The organism is Luteimonas saliphila (genome assembly GCF_016774335.1).
Taxonomy (GTDB): domain Bacteria; phylum Pseudomonadota; class Gammaproteobacteria; order Xanthomonadales; family Xanthomonadaceae; genus Luteimonas; species Luteimonas saliphila.
Map to the genome: position 1 here is coordinate 73,259 of NZ_JAETWA010000046.1, position 19,257 is coordinate 92,515.

The window sequence follows — 19,257 nt, forward strand, 5'->3', positions numbered from 1 at the left end:
GTGTGCTTTCATGGCGGGCCGATGACGCCGTGCGCGCGCTGCACGACGATCGCGCAGTCCGGACAGGGGCAATGTAGGCGGTCATCGTGGATACCCAGTTCCTCAATACCTTCATCCACGTCGTGGACCGCGGCTCGATGGCTGCCGCCGCGCGGCATCTCAACATCACCCCCGCCGCGGTCGCGCAACAGATCCGGACGCTGGAACGCGAGCTCGGAGTGCCGTTGATCGCCCGCGCCGGGCGTACCGTCAGCGTGACCGAGGAAGGCGCGCGCATCCTGCAGCGCGCCCGCGACGTGCTGCGCGACGTGGCCGACCTGCGCAGCGTCGCGAACGACCGCACGGCCGCGGGCGAACTGCGCCTGGGCGCGTGTCCCACCGCACTGGCGGGCATGCTGCCCGATGTGCTGGCGCGGATGGTGCGCAAGTTCCCGCTGATCAACGTCTTCATCAAGCCCGGCTATTCCGCGGAACTGTATGCCGATGTCGAAGGCGGCGAACTGGATGCGGCCATCGTGCTGCAGGCCCCGTTCGCCCTGCCCAAGACCTGCAACTGGGAAGTGCTGCGCGAGGAGCCGCTGGTGGTGCTGGCGCCGGAGCGGCTCGCCCACTGCGACCCGCACGACCTGCTGCGCGACGAACCCCTGATCCGCTACGACCGCCACCAGTGGGGTGGGCGCCAGGCGGACGAGTACCTGCGCCGCGTGGGCATCGTGCCGCGCGAACGTTTCGAGTTGAACGCCCTCAATGCGATCGCGGTGATGGTGGATCGTGGCCTGGGCGTCTCACTGGTGCCGGACTGGTCCGAGCCCTGGCCGGCCGGCGTGCGCGTCGCGCGCCTGCCGCTGCCCGAACCTTCCGAGCCGCGGCGGATGGGCATCGTGTGGTCGAACACCAGTGTCCGCAGCCGGCTGACGAATGCGCTGCGCGAAGAGTGCCGGCAGGTGGCAAGACGACGGGCCGGCGAAGCCGACCCGCACGACTGAGCCGGAGTTGGTGCAACGCAACAAATATTTGCTGTGGTCGTAAGCAATAAAAACTAGCGTCTGAACATACCGCCCGCCAGTTCATTCGCGTCCTGGCGACGCATAGTCTTCCGTGCAATGTCGCGCGGTGGCGCCATGCGAAGCGGCAGCACGGGGACGGCTGGTGGATGAGGACACGGCCCCGCCCGGACGACTCAAAACAGCAACCGGTGCACGAGCGCCGGAACCAATCGACGAGGCTCTTCCATGATCAAGCCACTTTCCGCCGCGGTCGCCCTGGCGATCGCGTCCAGCCTGCTGGGCACGCCCGTCCTCGCGCAGGACACCAGTACCGATGAGCAGGACGACAGCGGGGAGCAGGCGACAAGGCTCGATTCCGTCATCGTCACGGGGACGCGCGCGCCGAAATCCATCGACCGGATCCCGGGTGCGATCTCGGTGGTGTCGACCGAGGAGATCAAGCACACGTTGTCGCTGACCGAGGACGCCACCGCGGTACTGGCGCGCACCGTGCCGGGTTACTCGGAAGCCTCGCAGGCGATGAGCAATACCGGCGAGAACCTGCGCGGCCGCGTCGCGTTGCGCCTGTTCGACGGCGTACCGCAGGGCTCGCCGCTACGCGAAGGCACCCGCAACGCCACCTTTACCGACATGGGCATCGTCGACCGGATCGAGGTCATCAACGGCCCGTCGGCCTCGGAGGGCATCGGTGCCGCAGGCGGCATCATCAACTACATCTCGGCGATGCCGCGCGAGGACGGCAGCCAGTTCCGCCTGCTGACGCGCTACTCCAGCCAGTTCGAGGACGACAGCGCCGGCTGGAAGGTCGGCATGAACTACATGTACAAGCAGGACAACTTCGATGCCGTGGTCGGCCTGTCGCGAATCGAGCGTGGCATGGGCTATGACGCCGACGGCGTCAGGCTGGGCATGAACACCAGTGGCTCTCTGCACGACTCGGTCGCCAACAACCTGTTCCTCAAGGCCGGCTTCAACTTCGGCGAGATGGGCGAGAAGCGTCTGCAGGCGAGCTACAGCGACTTCAGGATCGAGGGTAACGGCAACTACATCCAGGTCGACGGCTGCCGCTACGAACCCGGTTGGTGCGAGGATCCGCGCCCGAACACCTCCGAGCGCGGCAACCTGTTCGGCACCAGGGCGGAGTTCAACGATTTCCGCCAGCTCAACGTGCTCTATACCGATGGCGATTTCCTCGACGGCACGCTGGTGCTCAACACCTACTGGGCCGACCAGGCGATGCGCTATCCGCCGGAGAACGGCTCCGATCGCCAGGACCCGCTGATTCCGCCCAATGGGCCCGATGGCACGATCTGGGACCAGTCCGAGATCAACTCCGACAAGCGCGGACTGCGGGTGTCGTGGACGCGCCCCGACCTGTTCAATGTCGCCGGGCTGGAGCTGCACGCGGGCATCGACTGGGTGAAGGACACCGCGGACCAGCGCCTGGCGCTGACCGACCGGGTGTGGGTGCCGCCGATGGAATACACCAGCCTGGCGCCGTATGCACAGCTGAACTACGACGTCGGCCCCGTCACCCTGAGCGCCGGCCTTCGCCGCGAGGATGGCGAACTGTCCGTCGACGACTACACCACGACCTGGTTCCGGGACCGGCGCTTCGTCGAAGGCGGCGAGCTCACCTACACCGAGAACCTGCACAACCTGGGGGCCATCTGGCGCATCTCGGACCAGTGGTCGGTGTTCGCCGCGTATGGCGAAGGCTTCGGCCTGCCGAATGTGGGCATCCCGCTGCGCAACATCTCCTGTCCCGACGATCCGGACGACACCAAGCCCGATGGTTGCCCGGCTGATCCGCCCGCTCGCGTCGATGAAACCTTCCGCGAACTCGCGGCGGTGGTGGTGGACAACCGCGAGATCGGCGTGAACTGGCGCGGCCGCAACGCCTCGTTCGGCGCGTCCTACTACGATTCGCGCTCCGACTACGGCAGCTCGTACGTGATCGATCCCGAGACCGACGACTACGTGCTGTTCCGTGCGCCGACCCGCATCAAGGGGTTCGAGATGACGGCCGACTGGAACATCAACGATGCGTGGAAGGTCACCGCGCTGTACTCGACCATCGACGGCAAGACCTCGTTCTGGTCCTCGGATGCGAGGGGGCGGTACGACGCGGGTGGGCTGAACAGGCCGATGGGCGCCCTGGACACCAATCCCGACAAGGTCGCGCTTTCGGTGCGCTGGAAGTTCTCGCCGCAGGGCGACGTGACCCTGGGCTCGACGACGCTGCTGTCGCGCGAGTTGAGCGGCAGCGACGTGCGCGAGTTCGACGGCGCGACGTTCAGCTACCAGGAGAGCACCACCGGCTACACGCTGTTCGATCTCGGCGCCAACTACCGGGTGAAGAGGGTCGGCCGCTTCTCGATCGGCATCGAGAACCTGTTGAACAAGCAGTACGTCCTGACCTGGTCGCAGGTGCCGGGCTGGCGGAACTACTGGGCCGGGCGCGGACGGATGTATTCGTTGACCTACGAGTACACGTTCTGATCGTGGTCGTGATGTCCGGACCCTGTCTGGGTGCGGACGCGGCGCAGGCGCGTTCCCGCCGCCTGGCATGGAGGGCGGGATGACCTTGACGAAAGACGACGTGGCTCGTGGACCCCGGAGGATGTGCGTGACCTGGTTGCATCGCGTCGCCCGACTCTCGGTCCCGATCGCGCTGTTCGTCGCGATGGCGCCTGTTCCAGCGGCTCCCGGGCATGCCTCCCTCCAGCATCCCGGGATGCCGCATTCGCCGACGCAGATGCGTGCGGAGGCATGGTTGCGGAAGCACGTCGTGGAAGCCGGATACCCGGGCGCGCGCATGCTGGTGCTGCACGGCGAGGAGGTGGTGGCGGACGTGGCGTTGGGCCACGCCGACATCGCCGGCACGCGCCCGCTACGTGGCGACGCCATCTTCCGCATCCATTCGATGACCAAGCCGGTGGTGTCGGCCGCGGCGTTGCGGCTTGTCGATGAAGGCCACGCCACGCTGGACGATCCGGTATCGAGGCATCTGCCGGGTCTTGCCGACTGGCAGGTCATGGAGGCCGACGGCCGGCTGCGCGAACCGCTGCGACCGCCGACGATCCGGCACCTGTTGACGCACACGGCCGGTTTCCCGGTGTCGGAAGGCGAACCGCTGCGTCGCCGCGAAGCTGCGGCGATCGAAGAAAGCGCCACGCTGGCCGACTACGTCGAACGCCTGCAAGGAGTGCCGCTGGAGCGCGACCCCGGCACGCGGTTCACCTACGACAGCGCGGCCACCGAGATCCTTGGACGGCTGGTGGAAGTGTGGAGCGGGCAGCCGCTAGATGCGTACCTGCGCGACACGTTCTTCGTGCCGCTGGGGATGGTCGACACCGGCTTCGAAGTCCCGGTCCAAGAGCGCGGTCGCGTGGTGGAACTCAGCCGCGCCGATGCGCAGGGACGACTGGTGCTGGCGGACGAATCGCACGCGCGCAATCCCGGTACGCGCCTGCGTCCCTACACCGGCGCCGCGGGCGGCCTGTACTCCACGGCGGCGGACTACCTGGCGTTCGCGCGCCTGCTGCGCGATCGCGGCAGCGCCGGAGGAAGGCGGCTGCTGCCGACGCGACTCGTGGACGAGATGTTCCGCGACCAGCTCGCGCCCATGGGCGTGGAGCCTGCGTACATCGACGAAACACCCGGACGCGGCTTCGGCCTGGGCGTCTCGGTGCTGCTCGATCCGGCGGCGCTGGGGCGCGAAGGCGCGGCAGGCCAGGTCGGCTGGACCGGCGCCGGGTCGACGTACTTCGTGATCGATCCGGCGACGCGCACGGTTGCGGTCCTGTTGCTGCAGCACCTGCCCTCGGGCGAACCCGGCGACCTGCCGCGTGTCGCGACTGCCTTCTACAACCAGGTGCAGCAGGCGGTCGCGCCATGACGCCCGCATCCGCCATCCTGGTCGCCGGATCGGCCAACCTCGACTTCGTCGTGCGCGCCGAGCGCATCCCGGCGCCGGGCGAAACGGTACTCGGTCGCGACTTCAGCACGTACCCCGGGGGCAAGGGTGCCAACCAGGCGGTGGCCGCCGCGCGCGCGGGCGACGCAGGCGTGCGCATGCTGGTCGCACTGGGCGACGACGATGCGGCCCGCATGCTCGAACGTTCGCTGCAGGACGCCGGCGTCGCCCTCGATATCCGCCGCCAGCCGCAACGGCCCACGGGCGCGGCGTTCATCTGCATTTCCGACGCCGCCGACAATGCGATCACGGTGGCGCCGGGCGCGAACGACGCGCTGGCGCCCGGCGACCTGCCTTCGCTCGAGGGTATCGACTACCTGCTGTTACAACTGGAGACGCCGCTCGCCAGCGTGGTCGCGTACGCGGAACAGGCGCGCGCAGCGGGCGTGAGCGTCGTGCTCAACGCCGCGCCGGCGCGCGCGCTGCCGTCGCGCCTGCTCGACGCCGTCGACGTGCTGGTGGTCAACGAGGGCGAACTGGCGATGCTGGCCGGCGATGCCGCGAGCGTGGCCGAATCGCTGCGAAGGGTCGCGGTCGCGTGCGTGGTGGTGACGCTGGGCGGAGCCGGGTGCGTGGCGCGCGACGGCGACCGTCTCCACCTGCAGCCGGCGTTCGCGGTCGATGCGATCGATACCACGGCGGCAGGCGACACATTCTGCGGGGCCCTGGTCGCCGCACTTGCGCGGGGCGAGGCGTTGCCGGCGGCACTGCGCGACGCCAGCGCGGCATCGGCGTTGGCATGCACCGCGCTCGGCGCGCAATCGAGCATTCCTTCCCGTGAGGCCGTGCTGTCGCTGCTGGAGGCCGGCGACGATCCTGCCGCCCATGTCGCGCTCGCGTTACGCTGCGGTCTGTAGATCGCCAAGATCCGGCCGCCCGGCATTCCCCCAGATTCGACGCAATGACCTCTTCTTACGACATCCCCGACGACGCAGGCAAGGACGCGGACCGCGGCCCGGCGAAGTTGCGCACCGAGTACAAATTCTCCCACGTCACCACCGGCCGCTACCTGCCGACGCCGGGCAAGGCGCCGGGCTGGCCGTTCGCCGACATCGGCGAGTGGATGGTCGATGCCAACGACAGTGCGCAGGACTGGCTGTCGGAACTGCGCGACTGGCGCCGCGAGCACCTGGTGCGGATCGGCTACGACGATGCGAACTACCGACGCCCGGAACTGCAATGGGCGCAACGCAACTTCGTGCATGCGCAGATGATGGTCGAGGATCGCTACTTCTTCGACGTGGAGACCGGACAGTACACCGTCGACCGCTATCTCGACGACCTCGAGCAGCGCTTCGGTGGCCTGGATTCGGTGCTGATCTGGTACGTCTATCCGAACATCGGCATCGACGACCGCAACCAGTTCGACCTCGCCCACGACCTGCCCGGGGGGCTGGACGGGTTGAAGAGCGTGGTCGACGCCTTCCATCGGCGGGGAGTGAAGGTGTTCCTGCCGGCCAAGCCGTGGGACCACGGCACGCGCGACCCGGGCACGACGCATTGGGAGGGGTTGGCGGAGATCGTCGAGGCGGTCGGCGCGGACGGCATCAACGGCGACACCTTCAATGGCGTGCCGCGCGCGTTCTTCGACGCCTGCGAGCGTCTCGGGCATCCCGTCGTGGTGCAGCCCGAATCCACGATCAGCGCCGAGGAACAGCTGATCTGGAACGTGCAGAGCTGGGGCAAGAAAGCGCCGGACGGTCCGGTGCCACCGGTGTCGAAGTGGAAGTGGCTCGAACCGCGGCACATGGTCAACTACGAGAACCGTTGGGGCCGCGACCGCACGCACGACCTGCAGTACTGCTTCCTCAACGGCATCGGCTACAACGCCTGGGAAAACATCTGGGGGATCTGGAACCAGTTCACGCCGCGCAATGCGGAGATGCTGAGGCGGATCGCGACGATCTATCGCCGGTTCCCGTCGCTGGTCGTCAGCATGGAGTGGGCGCCGTACCAGGCCAGCCTGCAGCGCGCCGTGTTCATCAGCCGCTTCCCGGGCGAAGGTCGCGTGTTGTGGACGCTCGCCAACCGCAACGAGTACGGCGTCGATGGCGAGCAGTTCGCGATCGAGCACATCGAGGGCACGCGCTACTTCGACGTTTGGAACGGACGTGCGCTGTCGCCACGCGTCGACGACGGACGGGCAGTGATCGAACTGTCGCTGGAAGCGCGTGGCTTCGGTGCGGTGCTGGCGGTGGCGCGAGGGACGGACGTCAGCGGGCTCGACGAGTTCCTCGCCACCATCGCCGCGCAGGCCCGGTTGCCGATCAATGCGCACTCCGGCGCCTGGCGCGCGCTGCCGCAGCGGATCGTCGAGACCGCGCCGACGGCGGTGCAGCGTACCGCGCCAGAAGGCATGGTGACCGTGCCGTCCGGAGAGTTCGTGTTCAAGGTCGGCGGCATCGAGATCGAAGGCTTCAACTGGGCCGGCGTGGACGTGCAGTATCCCTGGGAGGACGTGCCGCGGCGCCACCACCACCGGCGCCTGCAGTTGCGGGCTTTCCACGTCGACCGCCACCCGGTGACCAACGCGCAGTACAAACGCTTCCTCGATGCCTCCGGTTACGCGCCACGCGATGCCGTCAATTTCCTGCGCCACTGGATCGACGGCGAGCCGCGTCGCGGCTGGGAGAACAGGCCGGTGACCTGGGTGTCGCTGGAGGACGCGCGCGCCTATGCGCAATGGGCAGGCAAGCGCCTGCCTCGCGAATGGGAATGGCAGTACGCCGCACAGGGAACCGACGGCCGCTTGTATCCATGGGGCGACACATGGGACGACGCGCGCGTGCCGCAGGTCAATCGCGGCAGGCGGCTGTTGCCGCCGGATGAGGTCGATGCGCATCCGCAGGGCGCATCGCCGTTCGGCGTGGAGGATCTGGTCGGCAACGTCTGGCAGTGGACCGACGAGTTCGTCGACGAACACACCCGGGCGGCGATCCTGCGCGGCGGCAGCGGCTACCAGCCGCAGACCTCGCACTGGTACTTCCCGCAGGCCTACCGGCTGGACCAGCACGGCAAGTACCTGCTGATGGCGCCGTGCAAGGATCGCTCCGGCACGATCGGTTTCCGCTGCGTGGTGGATGCGGAGCCCGAAGTTGCCTGAGCCGATGACCAGCTGCGGCGGGCAACGGCTGGCCGAAGCCGGGGCCGTCCGGTTCGGCGGTCTGCTGGGCGATGCGCTCGACGCGAACCGCCGCGGCCGGCTGTCGCACTTCATCACCGGGCCCGGCAGCCCGGCGATCGCGGTCTTCGATCCGCCGCATCGCGACCACAACGAAGAGGGCGACTGGTACGGCGAACACGCCGGCAAGTGGTTGGTGGCGGCGGCAAAGGCCGCGGCGCGCAGCGGCGACGCCGCGTTGCGGATGCGGGTCGTGGCGGTGGCCGACCACCTGGCGTCGGTGCAGCTCGAAGACGGCTATCTGGGCACTTATGCGCCGCACCGTCGCTTCATGGTGCCTCAGCCCCCCATGCCGGAAAGCTGGAACGGCGAACCGGCGCTGCGCACCTGGGACGTGTGGACGCATGCCTATCTGCTGCTGGGTCTGGTCGAGGTGCACCGCTGTTTCGGCGACGACCGCCACCTCCAGGCCGCACGCCGCATCGCCGACCTGTGCTGGCGCACGTTCTGCGTGGAGGGGCTCGACATCACCAGCGTCGGCAACCATCACGGCATGTCGGCGACGGTGCTGCTCGATCCGGCGGCGGACCTGCATCTACTGACCGGAGAGCCGCGATACCTGGAGCTGGCCGAACGCGTGCTCGCGCAGGCCGACGCGAACCCGCGCCTGGCGCTGCTGCGGCAGGCGCGGTCCGGCGCGGATCCATCCGAGATCGCCACCGGCAAGGCCTATCAGCTGTGCTGGAACCTGGTCGGCCTGGCCAAGCTGCAGCGAGCGACCGGGCGCGAGGATCTCGCCCAGGCGCTGGACCTGCAGTGGCGCGCCATCCGCGACCATCACATCAGCCTCGGCGGCGGACCGTTCGGCGGCATCGGGCATCGATCGCGCGAGGTCTTCAATCCGTCGTTCGTGTTCGATCCCACCGCCTACGTCGAGACGTGTTCGCTGCTGGCGTGGATCCAGCTCAATCGCGAACTGTTGTCGATCTCCGGCGACCCGCGCCATGCCGAGGAGATCGAGCGCACGGCCTACAACGACCTGCTCGGCGCGCAGGCGGGCAACGGCGAGGACTGGTGCTACTACTCCTATGCCAATGGCCGCCGCATCCACACCAACTACTGGCGCTGCTGCAAGTCGAGCGGCGCAATGGCGCTCGAAGAACTGCCGTCGATCGCGTACGCGAGCGACAGGCATGGCGTGGTGGTGAACCTGCTGGGCCCCGGCGAGGCGAGGTTGCGCCTGCCCGACGGGTCCGTCGTGCTGTTGCACCAGCGCACCGGCTATCCGCACGACGGCGAGGTGCGCTTCGACGTCGCTCTGGAGACCCGATCGCGATTCCGGTTGCGCGTGCGCATTCCGGCCTGGGCCGAAGCCGCGACCCTGAGGGTGGCGGGCGAGGTCCACGCCGGCGACATCGTGCCCGGACGCTACGCGGACATCGAGCGCACCTGGTCGCCAGGCGACACGGTCCTGCTGTCGTTGCCGATGCGTCCGCGGGTGCACCGGCGCGCGTATCGCAACATCCAGGAGTCGCGCGCGCCCGATGGCTCGCCCGTGCGGCAACAGGTGCTGCATTTTCCCTATGTCGCGTTCAGCCGCGGTCCACTGGTGTATGCGACCGGATTGATCGACGGCTACAAGACCAGCGAGATCGTGCGCCTGCCCGATGACGATGCGCAGATCCTGCTCGACGAACTGCCGCCTGGCGGCGTGGACGAGGCGACGGGCCTGCGCCTGCACCCGGCCGATCGCGCGTCGATCGACTTCCACCCCTACTATGGGCTCGACGACCGGCGTGACCGCAGCTGGCGCCTGACCTGGCTGGGCTTGGCGCCGGGCGCAACCGGCGTCGACGATGAAGATTGCGGGAGGATCTGACATGGAGGGCCGGGTCAAGCAAGTTTCTGTGCGGTCAGAACATAGCTGCGGACGCTGGATGAGGGCGGTTCGCGCCGCAACACTGGCGGGCTTCCAGGGAACCGGATACCACAGGAGGCTGCGTTGAGCCGCTCCGTTTTCGACCAGCCACGCGAAGGTCCTCCCGGGCCCCTGACCGGCATCCGCGTGCTCGATCTCAGCGCCTACATCGCAGGCCCCTACGGTTGCTCGCTGCTCGCGGACCAAGGCGCGGACGTGGTGAAGGTGGAGCCGCCCGGCGGCGACAACCTGCGCAACTATCCGTCCACGCTGGAGGCGGAAAGCCGCGCCTTCCTGGGGGTGAACCGCAGCAAGCGCGGTGTCGTGCTGAATCTCAAGCAGGCCGACGAACTCGCGGTGCTCTACCGCCTCGTGCGCGAGGCCGACGTTCTGGTGCACAACTTCCGTCCCGGCGTGGCCGAGCGGCTGGGCATCGATTTTGCGACATTGTCGGCCATGAACCCGCGCCTCGTGTACTGCGCGGTCACCGGTTATGGCGAAACCGGCCCGCTGAAGGACAAGGCGGGTTACGACCAGGTGCTGCAGACCATGACCGGCATGTGCGTCATGCAGGGCAAGCGCGGCGGCACGCCCGAGATCATCTACGGTTCGGTGGTGGACTATTACGCCGCGGCGCTGCTGGCCGCCGGCGTGTCCTCGGCGCTGTACGAGCGCGAGCGCAGCGGCGAAGGCCAGTACGTCGGGATATCGCTATTGCGCGCCGCGTTGACGATGCAGTCGGCCCGCATGGTCTGGGCCGAAGGCGAAGCCCTGGACATCGGCCGCGACATGCGTTCGGGCGGCGTGACCGGCATCCATCCCACGCGCGAGGGCCACCTCTACATTTCGGCGAACACGCCGCGGTTCTGGCAGGCGTTGTGTGAGCGCACCGGCATGGGCGATCTGCTGGACGACCCCCGCTACGCCAGCGTGCGCCAGCGTGCGCAGCACGCGGACGCGCTGGTTCCCCGGTTGCACGAGGCGCTGGCGGCGCGCACCGCCCTGGAGTGGGAGGCGATCTTCGGCGACGAGGTGCCGTGTGCGGCGGCGCGACCGGTCGAGGACATGTTCGAGCACCCGCAGGTCCTCGCCGAAGGCATGCTTGCGGAAATGCCGCACCCCACCCTGGGTTCGTACCGGGGCGTAGCGCACCCGATCAGGTTCGGGCGTACAGCCGGACCCGAGCCGTTCGCCGCCCCGGTGCTGGGACAGCACGACGGCCTGATCCGCTCGCACGACGCGCCCGAAGGTGCCGGCTCCGCCGCGCGCGACGCGAGCAAGTAGGCGGCGGTAGGAACGCGTGTCGCGGGCGCAGACCGGAGTCAGGACGACGTCGCTGCACGATCACCGGTCAGACGGCCGTGGCGAAACGTGCATCACCCCGCGGCGCCGTCGAGGTAGTCCAGCGTCACCTGCAGCATCGCCCGGAACCCCACGTCCAGCGCGCCCTCGTCCAGGTAGAACTCCGGCGAGTGGTTGCTGGCCGCGGTGCGCGGGTCGGTGCCCTTCGGCGTGGCGCCGACGAAGAAGTACAGGCCCGGCACCTCTCGGGCGAAGAACGAGAAGTCCTCGGCGCCGGTGATCAGGCCGGGATCGATCACGTTGCCGGCGCCGACCGCGGCTTCCAGGCTCGGCGTCAGCCGCGTGGTCAGCGCCGGATCGTTGGCGGTGACCGGATAGTTGTGGTCGAGCGGAATGGTGGCGTCGATCTGCGCGCCATGCGCCGCGGCGACGTGTTCGGAGACGTTGCGCAGGTCCTTGAAGATCGCCTCGCGCATGCCCTCGTCGAAGGTGCGGATGGTGCCGATCAGCTCCACCGAGTCGGGAATGATGTTGTGGCGGATGCCGCCCTTGACCGCGCCGAAGGTCACCACCGCCGGCAACCGGGTGATGTCGGTGCGGCGGCTGACGATGCTCTGCGCGGTGGACACGAGGTCGGCGGCGGCGACGATCGGATCGACCCCGTTCCACGGCCGCGAGCCGTGCGTCTGGCGGCCCTTCACCGTGATCTCGAACGTGTCCGACGCCGCCATCATCGGCCCGGGCCGGACCGAGACCTGGCCGACGTTGAGCGCCGAACCCACGTGCAGGCCGAACACCGCGTCCGGCTTGAAATCGTCGAACACACCCTGCGCCAGCATTTCCTTCGCGCCGCCCACCTCGCCCTCGGGCACGCCCTCCTCCGCAGGCTGGAACAGGAACATCACCTCGCCGGGAAGCTCATCCCTCATCGCCACCATCGCCTCGGCCAGGCCCATCAGGATCGCCACGTGCGCATCGTGGCCGCAGGCATGCATCACGCCCACGGTCTCGCCGCGGAAGGTGGTGGTGACCTTCGACGCGAACGGCACGTCCACCCGCTCGGTCACGGGTAATGCGTCCATGTCGGCGCGCAGCGCGATGCGCGGCCCGGGCCGGCCGCCCTTGAGCACGGCGGTCACGCCGGTGGTGGCGATGCCGGTCTTCGGTTCCAGCCCGAGCGCGCGCAGGTGGTCGGCGACCAGCGCGGCGGTGCGCGTCTCGCGGTTGCCCAGTTCCGGATGCTGGTGGATGTCGCGGCGCCATTCGACCACCCTGCCCTGCAGCCGCTGCGCGGCCTCGGCCACCTCGGTGCGCTGCGCGGCCTGCGCATGGGACGACATCGCCGGAAGGACGAGCAGGAGGCAGCATGCGAGCAGCGGACGGATCATGGCGGTTCCCCGGAAACGGAACCCCGATCTTAAACGCGCCACGTCCCGTAGGAGCGCCTTCAGGCGCGACCGCCGTCCACGAGCGTCGGGCGAATCCTCGCGAAGACGGGTGTGCGCCGGGAATGATCGCGCCTGAAGGCGCTCCTACGAACCTGGCGGCGGGTCGGCGAGGAAGTCGACCGTGGCCTGCAGCAGCGCGCGCACGCCCAGGTCGAGCGCGCTTTCGTCCGGGGCGTACAGCGGCGAGTGGTTCATCGGCGCCGAGGCCAGGTCCTGGCCTCGCGGGGTGGTGCCGACGAAGAAATACAGCCCCGGCACCTGGTTGGCGAACACCGAGAAGTCCTCGGCGATGGTGTAGCGCGGCACCTCGACCACGTTGTCCGCGCCGGCTGCGCGCTCCAGCGACGGGCGCAGGCGCTGCAGCAGGGCCGGATCGTTGGCGGTGGCGGGCGCGTTGCCGGCCACCTCGAGTTCGGCGCTCGCGCCGCTGGCCGCGGCGAAATGTTCGGCGGTGCTGCGGAAACGGTCGATCACGTCCCGGCGCACGTCCGCATCGAAGGTGCGCAGCGTGCCGACCATCGTCGCCGTGTCCGGGATGATGTTGAAGCGGGTGCCGGCCTGGATCTGGCCCGCGGTCAGCACCACCGGATGCGCGGTGATGTCGACCTGGCGCGCGACGATCGACTGCGCGCCGAGCAGCACCTGGGCCGCGACGGTGATCGGGTCGACGCCCGCCCAGGGCTGCGAGCCGTGGGTCTGGCGACCGGTGATGGTGAGCGTCCACTCGTCGGCGCTGGCCATGAACGGACCGGCGCGCACGCCGATCTGGCCCGCGTGCAGGCGCGACCAGACGTGCAGTCCCAGGACCGCGTCGGGCTTGAAGTCGTCCCAGATGCCCTCGTCGAGCATGCGTTTCGCGCCGGCGACCTCGCCCGCCACCGGCGGGCCTTCCTCGGCCGGCTGGAACACGAACATCACTTCGCCCGGAAGCTCATCGCGCATCGCCGTGAGCGCTTCGGCCACGCCCATCAGGATCGCCACGTGCATGTCGTGGCCGCAGGCATGCATCACGCCCACCGGCTGGCCGCGGTACTCGCTCGTCACGGTGGAGGCGAACGGCAGGCCGGTCGCCTCGGTGACCGGCAGCGCATCCATGTCGGCGCGCAGCGCGATCCGCGGGCCGGGCCTGCCGCCTTTCAGCACGGCGACCACCCCGGTCGGGCCGATGCCGGTGCGCGGTTCCATGCCGAGCGCGCGCAGGTGGTCGGCGACGACCTGCGCGGTGCGCGTTTCCTGGTTGCCGAGTTCCGGATGGCGATGCAGGTCGCGACGCCACTCGACGACCCTGTCCTGCAGATCACGCGCCACTGCCGTAACGTCGGCGCGCTGTGCGTCCTGCGCCAGCACTGTCGACGCGGGCAGGAAGCAGCAGGTCAGCAGCAGCGTACGGATCATGGGCGTTGCCGGGGAAAAGGGATGTCCGATCTTAATCGCATCGGCCAGGCGGGGCAGGAGTGCCTTCCGGCGCGTTCGCCCGGGCCGGCTTCCAAACCGTCACGGTGGAGGTGACGAGGACCGGAAACGCGGAGGATCGCGCCTGAAGACGCTCCTACGGGAAGGTCGTCAGCGCGCCGCCGCCGCCGGTCGGCGGCGGCGAACCGCCGTCGTCCGGCGTGCGCGCCGCTGCGGGCTGCGGCACCGGTTCGCCGCGCCAGCGCCGCGTCGCGCGCTGGAAGAACAGGCTGTTGGGCACCCGCAGCAGGCTCTCGCCGCCGGCGGGATGGGTCTCCTCGAGGGTCACGAAGATCAGGTTCATGTCGACCACCCGGCCGGCGAGGCCCGCGCGTTCGCCGTTCTCCAGAAGCTCGATGCGGTCGTGCAGGCGGAACGGACGCGTGAGCAGCAGCAGCAACGAGCAGAAGATGTTGGTCAGCACGCTCCACGCGGCGAAGAACGCGACCGCCGCCACCGCCGCGAACCCGGTGAACGCGGTCCACAGCACGCCGCCGGACACGCCGAACCGCTCCAGGATCATCAGCAGCGCGCCGAAGCCGATCACGAAGCCGGACAGCCGGCGCGCGCTGACCACGATCTGGATCGGCAGGTCGTAGCGGCGGTGCAGGCGGTTGACCAGTCGCCGCGCCAGCCAGCGCAGCGCCAGCGCGCCGACCACGATCGCCAGCACCTGCAGCACCAGGTTGATCTCGCCGAGCCAGGCGTGCAGCCAGGGAGGCAGGTAGGCTTTCATCGGCAATAGGAAAGGGCACGCGGCGCGCGGGAATCACATTCTAGGCCTTGCGAATCGGGGGTCGGGAGGTGTGAACGGGTCGGTCCCGAACCTGGCGTCAGGACTCGATGCGCATGCCGGCCATGCCCCCGGGCACCGGTGACCCCTGCGCCCGCAGCCGGCCGCATGCTGCACGACAGCAATCGTCGTGGCCGCGACCGCCGCGGCAGGACGGTATGATCTTGGGCCTTCCGCGCGGCCCCCGCGCACCCCCGCCCGCCAGCACAGGAAAGACACCCACCGTGGCCATCCATCCGCAGCAACGCGACCGCATCGCCTCCGGCAAGGGCTTCATCGCCGCACTCGACCAGAGCGGCGGCAGCACGCCCAAGGCGCTGAAGCTCTACGGCGTCGACGAATCGGCGTACTCGAACGAGAAGGAAATGTTCGACCAGGTGCATGCGATGCGCACCCGCATCGTCACCAGCCCGGCGTTCGGCGGCGAGCGCGTGCTCGGCGCGATCCTGTTCGAGCGCACCATGGACGACCGGTTCGGCGGCAAGGATGCGGTGGCCTACCTGTGGGAAGACAAGGGCGTGGTGCCCTTCCTCAAGATCGACAAGGGCCTGGCCGACGAGGTCGATGGTGTGCAGCTGCTCAAGCCGATCCCCGGCCTGGCCGACCTGCTGGCGCGGGCCAAGGCCAAGGGGGTGTTCGGCACCAAGGAACGCTCGGTGATCAAGTCGCTCAATCCCGCCGGCATCGCGGCGGCGCTCGACCAGCAGTTCGAACTCGGCCGGCAGGTGCTCGACGCCGGCCTGGTGCCGATCATCGAACCGGAGGTCGACATCAACTCGGCCGACAAGGCGGCGATCGAGGTCGAGCTGAAGAAGGGCCTGCTCGAGCGGCTGGACAGGCTCGACGCGTCCACGCCGGTGATGCTCAAGCTGACGTTGCCGGACGTCGACGGGTTCTTCGCCGAGCTGGTCGAACATCCCGCGGTGCTCAAGGTAGTGGCGCTGTCGGGCGGCTACAGCCGCGACGACGCCAATGCGAAGCTCGCGCGCAACCCCGGCGTGATCGCCAGCTTCAGCCGCGCGTTGACCGAAGGGCTGAGCGCGCAGCAGGACGACGCCGCCTTCAACCAGGCGCTCGACGCCTCGATCGAGTCGATCTACCGCGCGTCGATCGCCTGACGCCGCTTCGGCGACATGGAGAGGCCGGCGCGCAGGCGCCGGCTTTTTCTCATGCCCGGCGCATGCCGGCGAGACGCTTCAGCGGAACACCACCGTGCGGTGCCCGTTGAGCAGGATGCGGTGCTCGACGTGCAGCCGCACCGCGCGGGCCAGCACCCGCGATTCCACGTCGCTGCCGATCCGGATCAGCGAAGCGGGCGTCATCGCGTGGTCGACGTGGGCCACGTCCTGCTCGATGATCGGGCCCTCGTCGAGCTCGCGGGTGACGTAGTGCGCGGTCGCGCCGATGATCTTGACCCCGCGCGCGTGGGCCTGGTGGTAGGGCTGCGCGCCCTTGAAGCTCGGCAGGAAGCTGTGGTGGATGTTGATCGCGCGCCCGGCGAGCGCATCGCACAGCTCCGGCGACAGGATCTGCATGTAGCGCGCCAGCACCACCAGGTCGATGCGCTCGCGTTCGACCAAGTCGAACAGTTGCGCCTCCTGCGCCGCCCGATGGCCGGCATCGACCGGAAGATGGTGGAACGGCACGCCGTAGGAGGCTGCCAATGGCGCGAAGTCGGCGTGGTTGGAAACGACCGCGGTGATGTCCGCGCGCAGCTGCCGGCTGTGGGTGCGGAACAGCAGGTCGTTGAGGCAGTGGCCCTGCCGGCTCACCAGCACCAGCAGCCGCGCGCGCCGGCGGGCGTCATGCAGCCGCCAGTCCATCGCGTGCGTCGCCGCGAGCCGCGAGAAGGACGCGTGCACCAGGTCGATACGCGCCGGATCGGGCGTGTCGAAGTGCACACGCAGGAAGAAGCGACCCGACTCCGGATCGCCGAACTGCTGCGCATCGAGGATGTTGCAGCCGTGCTCGAACAGCAGGCCGGAAACGCCGTAGACGATCCCGGTGCGGTCGGGGCAGGACAGGGTGAGGACGTGGTCGCGAGGCATCGGCGGCCGTGCGGAGGGCGATCGCGGGACTATCTCACAGTCGGCCGCGCGGCCGGAGGAGCGTTGCCGGTGCAACCACTGGAGGTCGATGCTCGCTTCGACGCTGCCGACTTCCGCCGATGCTGCCGGTCTTTCCCGCCGCTGCCGGCCACTCCGATGCTGTCGGCCTTTGCCGTCTCCGCGATGCTGCCAGTCTTTGCCGCCGTTGCCGGCCACCCCGATGCTGTCACACCGCCTTCGGCTGCCCGGACGCTGTCATCCCGAGCGTAGCGAGGGATCTCGTTTCCTGAAGGAAGCAGCAGATCCCTCGCTACGCTCGGGATGACAAGCTCGGGATGACAGGTGCGAAATGACAGGTGCGGGATGACAGATCCGGGATGACAGGTCCGGACGGGAAACGACGGATCCAGACAGCGCCTGGATCGAAGCGAACCGGACGGAGGAAACAACGCCGCTGCCGCGACTCTGGCGCGCCCTACAGCCCCGTCTGCCGCTTCACCGCATCCTCGTGCAGCGATTCGTTGAGCTGGTCGACCACGGTGGTCCAGCGCGCGTCGGCGGGCAGTTGCTCGGCGAGGAACTGGCGCTGGCCCTCGCTCCAGTAAGGGGCTTCGGCGATGTGCACCTAGCCCGGCAGCTGGTGCGCGCCGATGAAGGCGGCGATCGCAGCGTCGTCGGCCTCGAGGCCGAGTTGCAGGAACAGGTTGGTCATGTTCGGCGTGGTTTCGTCCATGCGGTGCTCCGGGTCTGGCGGGGGACGATCATTGTTCACCGCAGGGGCGGCCTCGGCCGCGGGTGTCGAACGCTCCGTCAGTCGCGCGTGTCCCGATCTCGCGCCTGAAGGCGCTCCTACAGTGGGAGGGGTGTGGGCGGATACGCATCCGGGATCGCAGCATCGCCCCCCATCGCGGCAACGTCGCGTGAGCGATGGAGCGACGGACAGGCTCTCAGCCGGAGGGCAACGCCGGCACCGGGGCAGGCGCGCCGGCCTCGTCCAGCGCCACCATCACGAAGCGCCCGCGCGTGCACAGTTCGCGCCGGCCGCTGTGCAGGTCCTCGGCGACGACCTCCACCTGCACCTGCATCGAGGTGCTGCCGACCTCGACCACGCGCGCGATCGTCTCGACCAGCTGTCCCTGGCGGATCGGCAGGCGGAAGTCGACCTGCTCCGAGCGTGCGGTGACGACGGTGCGCCGCGCGTAGCGCGAGGCCGCGATGAAGGCGGCCTTGTCCATCCACGCCAGCGCCTGTCCGCCGAACAGGGTGCCGAGGTGGTTGGTGTGGTCCGGGAACACGATCTCCAGCATCCTCGCCTCGACCGCCGGCGCATCGGAAGCGGCCGTCATGCCGTCGATTCCGCCGCCTGGCCGAGGTAGAGCGCGACCGCCTGCGCGATCTGGCCCGGCGCCTGGAAACCCGGCAGGCGGCGCGCCTCGACGCCGCCCTGGAACAGCGCCAGCGTCGGTGTCTGCCGCAGTCCAAGGCTGCGGAAAAGTTCTTCGCCCACGTCCTCCATCTTCACCTTCAGCAGTACCAGGCCCCTGGCGGCAGGATCGCCCGCGAACTTCTGCAGCGACATGTCCAGCATGCGGCAGGCGGGACAGTCGTCCTTGTGGAAATCCACCAGCAGCCGCGGATGCGCGGCGATGGCGGCGCGGTACTCGTCAGGCGATGCGGCGTGCAGGGTCTGCATGTTCGTGGCTCTCGATGGTATCCAGGAGGTGGTCGGTCCAGCGGCGGACCCGTTCGGCGTCGCGCCCGCCATGCGGCATCTGCTCGATCTCCAGCCGCGGCAGGCGCGTGCCGAAGAACGCGGCGATGCGCCGCACCGCGCCGCAGTAGTGCTCCTCGCCCCACTGCGTCTCGCCGGTGCCGAACACCGCGATGCGTTGCGGCTTGCCGACCGCCTCGACCAGCTCGGCGATGAAGCGCTTCATCTCCACCGGTGTGCGCCCGCCGTTGTCGGACCACGAGCCGAGCAGATACAGATCGTGGCGGGGATCGGGCCCGCCGTCGGCGAGCGTCTGCACACCGGTCTCGATCCAGCTCACCGCGTGCCCCCGTTCCGCGCAGCGCGCGCGCACCATCCGCGCGAGATCGCGCGTGTTGCCGCTGAGCGAAGAGAACGCGATCAGGATGCGCATGGGACGTCGGCCTGCCCGTAGGAGCGGCTTCAGCCGCGATGGCTG

At 69.1% G+C, this 19,257-nt stretch carries 15 protein-coding genes and 1 pseudogene; 8 read left to right on the forward strand and 8 right to left on the reverse strand.

Annotated features, from left to right (window positions below):
- Positions 1-86: 86 nt before the first annotated feature.
- From JMO03_RS17300 to JMO03_RS17330, 7 genes are all read left to right on the forward strand, one after another.
- Positions 87-986, forward strand: coding sequence for a LysR substrate-binding domain-containing protein (locus JMO03_RS17300; protein ID WP_202845000.1), 900 nt, complete (start codon positions 87-89; stop codon positions 984-986).
- A gap of 246 nt (positions 987-1,232) precedes the next feature.
- Complete coding sequence (locus tag JMO03_RS17305) at positions 1,233-3,509, forward strand: TonB-dependent receptor (protein WP_202845001.1); 2,277 nt, start codon at positions 1,233-1,235, stop codon at positions 3,507-3,509.
- Positions 3,510-3,783: 274 nt separating this feature from the next.
- Positions 3,784-4,908, forward strand: coding sequence for a serine hydrolase domain-containing protein (locus JMO03_RS17310; RefSeq protein WP_202845002.1), 1,125 nt, complete (start codon positions 3,784-3,786; stop codon positions 4,906-4,908).
- Positions 4,905-5,843, forward strand: a complete 939-nt coding sequence (locus JMO03_RS17315; RefSeq protein ID WP_202845003.1) for a ribokinase — start codon at positions 4,905-4,907, stop codon at positions 5,841-5,843. Before JMO03_RS17310 ends, JMO03_RS17315 begins: the two co-directional genes overlap by 4 nt.
- Positions 5,844-5,887: 44 nt before the next feature.
- Positions 5,888-8,089, forward strand: a complete 2,202-nt coding sequence (locus JMO03_RS17320) for a formylglycine-generating enzyme family protein (protein ID WP_202845004.1) — start codon at positions 5,888-5,890, stop codon at positions 8,087-8,089.
- On the forward strand, positions 8,082-9,986 hold the full coding sequence (locus JMO03_RS17325) for a glycoside hydrolase family 127 protein (protein WP_238346287.1): 1,905 nt from the start codon (positions 8,082-8,084) through the stop codon (positions 9,984-9,986). The genes JMO03_RS17320 and JMO03_RS17325 overlap by 8 nt, the downstream gene beginning before the upstream one ends.
- 123 nt (positions 9,987-10,109) lie before the next feature.
- Positions 10,110-11,309, forward strand: coding sequence for a CaiB/BaiF CoA transferase family protein (locus tag JMO03_RS17330; protein ID WP_202845005.1), 1,200 nt, complete (start codon positions 10,110-10,112; stop codon positions 11,307-11,309).
- Positions 11,310-11,401: 92 nt separating this feature from the next.
- Here the strand turns inward: JMO03_RS17330 and JMO03_RS17335 are convergent, their stop codons facing one another.
- From JMO03_RS17335 to JMO03_RS17345, 3 genes are all read right to left on the reverse strand, one after another.
- Positions 11,402-12,712 carry an amidohydrolase gene (locus tag JMO03_RS17335; protein WP_202845232.1) on the reverse strand — a complete coding sequence of 437 codons (1,311 nt, stop codon included), beginning with the start codon at positions 12,710-12,712 and terminating at the stop codon, positions 11,402-11,404.
- Between the two features lie 147 nt (positions 12,713-12,859).
- Positions 12,860-14,170, reverse strand: coding sequence for an amidohydrolase (locus JMO03_RS17340; protein WP_202845006.1), 1,311 nt, complete (start codon positions 14,168-14,170; stop codon positions 12,860-12,862).
- A gap of 154 nt (positions 14,171-14,324) precedes the next feature.
- Positions 14,325-14,963, reverse strand: coding sequence for a mechanosensitive ion channel family protein (locus tag JMO03_RS17345; protein ID WP_202845007.1), 639 nt, complete (start codon positions 14,961-14,963; stop codon positions 14,325-14,327).
- A gap of 281 nt (positions 14,964-15,244) precedes the next feature.
- On the opposite strand from JMO03_RS17345, the gene JMO03_RS17350 reads away from it, so the two are divergent.
- Positions 15,245-16,138, forward strand: coding sequence for a fructose bisphosphate aldolase (locus JMO03_RS17350; protein ID WP_202845008.1), 894 nt, complete (start codon positions 15,245-15,247; stop codon positions 16,136-16,138).
- Positions 16,139-16,216: 78 nt separating this feature from the next.
- On the opposite strand, the gene purU is transcribed toward JMO03_RS17350, so the two are convergent.
- From purU to JMO03_RS17375, 5 genes and pseudogenes are all read right to left on the reverse strand, one after another.
- A complete protein-coding gene (gene purU, locus JMO03_RS17355) occupies positions 16,217-17,068 on the reverse strand; it encodes a formyltetrahydrofolate deformylase (protein ID WP_202845009.1) in 852 nt (283 codons plus the stop codon).
- A 475-nt stretch (positions 17,069-17,543) separates the two neighbouring features.
- Positions 17,544-17,801, reverse strand: a pseudogene (locus tag JMO03_RS17360) (DUF2789 family protein).
- A 214-nt stretch (positions 17,802-18,015) separates the two neighbouring features.
- Positions 18,016-18,414, reverse strand: a complete 399-nt coding sequence (locus JMO03_RS17365; protein WP_202845010.1) for an acyl-CoA thioesterase — start codon at positions 18,412-18,414, stop codon at positions 18,016-18,018.
- Positions 18,411-18,761 carry a thioredoxin family protein gene (locus tag JMO03_RS17370; RefSeq protein WP_202845011.1) on the reverse strand — a complete coding sequence of 117 codons (351 nt, stop codon included), beginning with the start codon at positions 18,759-18,761 and terminating at the stop codon, positions 18,411-18,413. Before JMO03_RS17370 ends, JMO03_RS17365 begins: the two co-directional genes overlap by 4 nt.
- On the reverse strand, positions 18,733-19,212 hold the full coding sequence (locus JMO03_RS17375; RefSeq protein ID WP_202845012.1) for a flavodoxin: 480 nt from the start codon (positions 19,210-19,212) through the stop codon (positions 18,733-18,735). The genes JMO03_RS17370 and JMO03_RS17375 overlap by 29 nt, the downstream gene beginning before the upstream one ends.
- Positions 19,213-19,257: the final 45 nt, after the last annotated feature.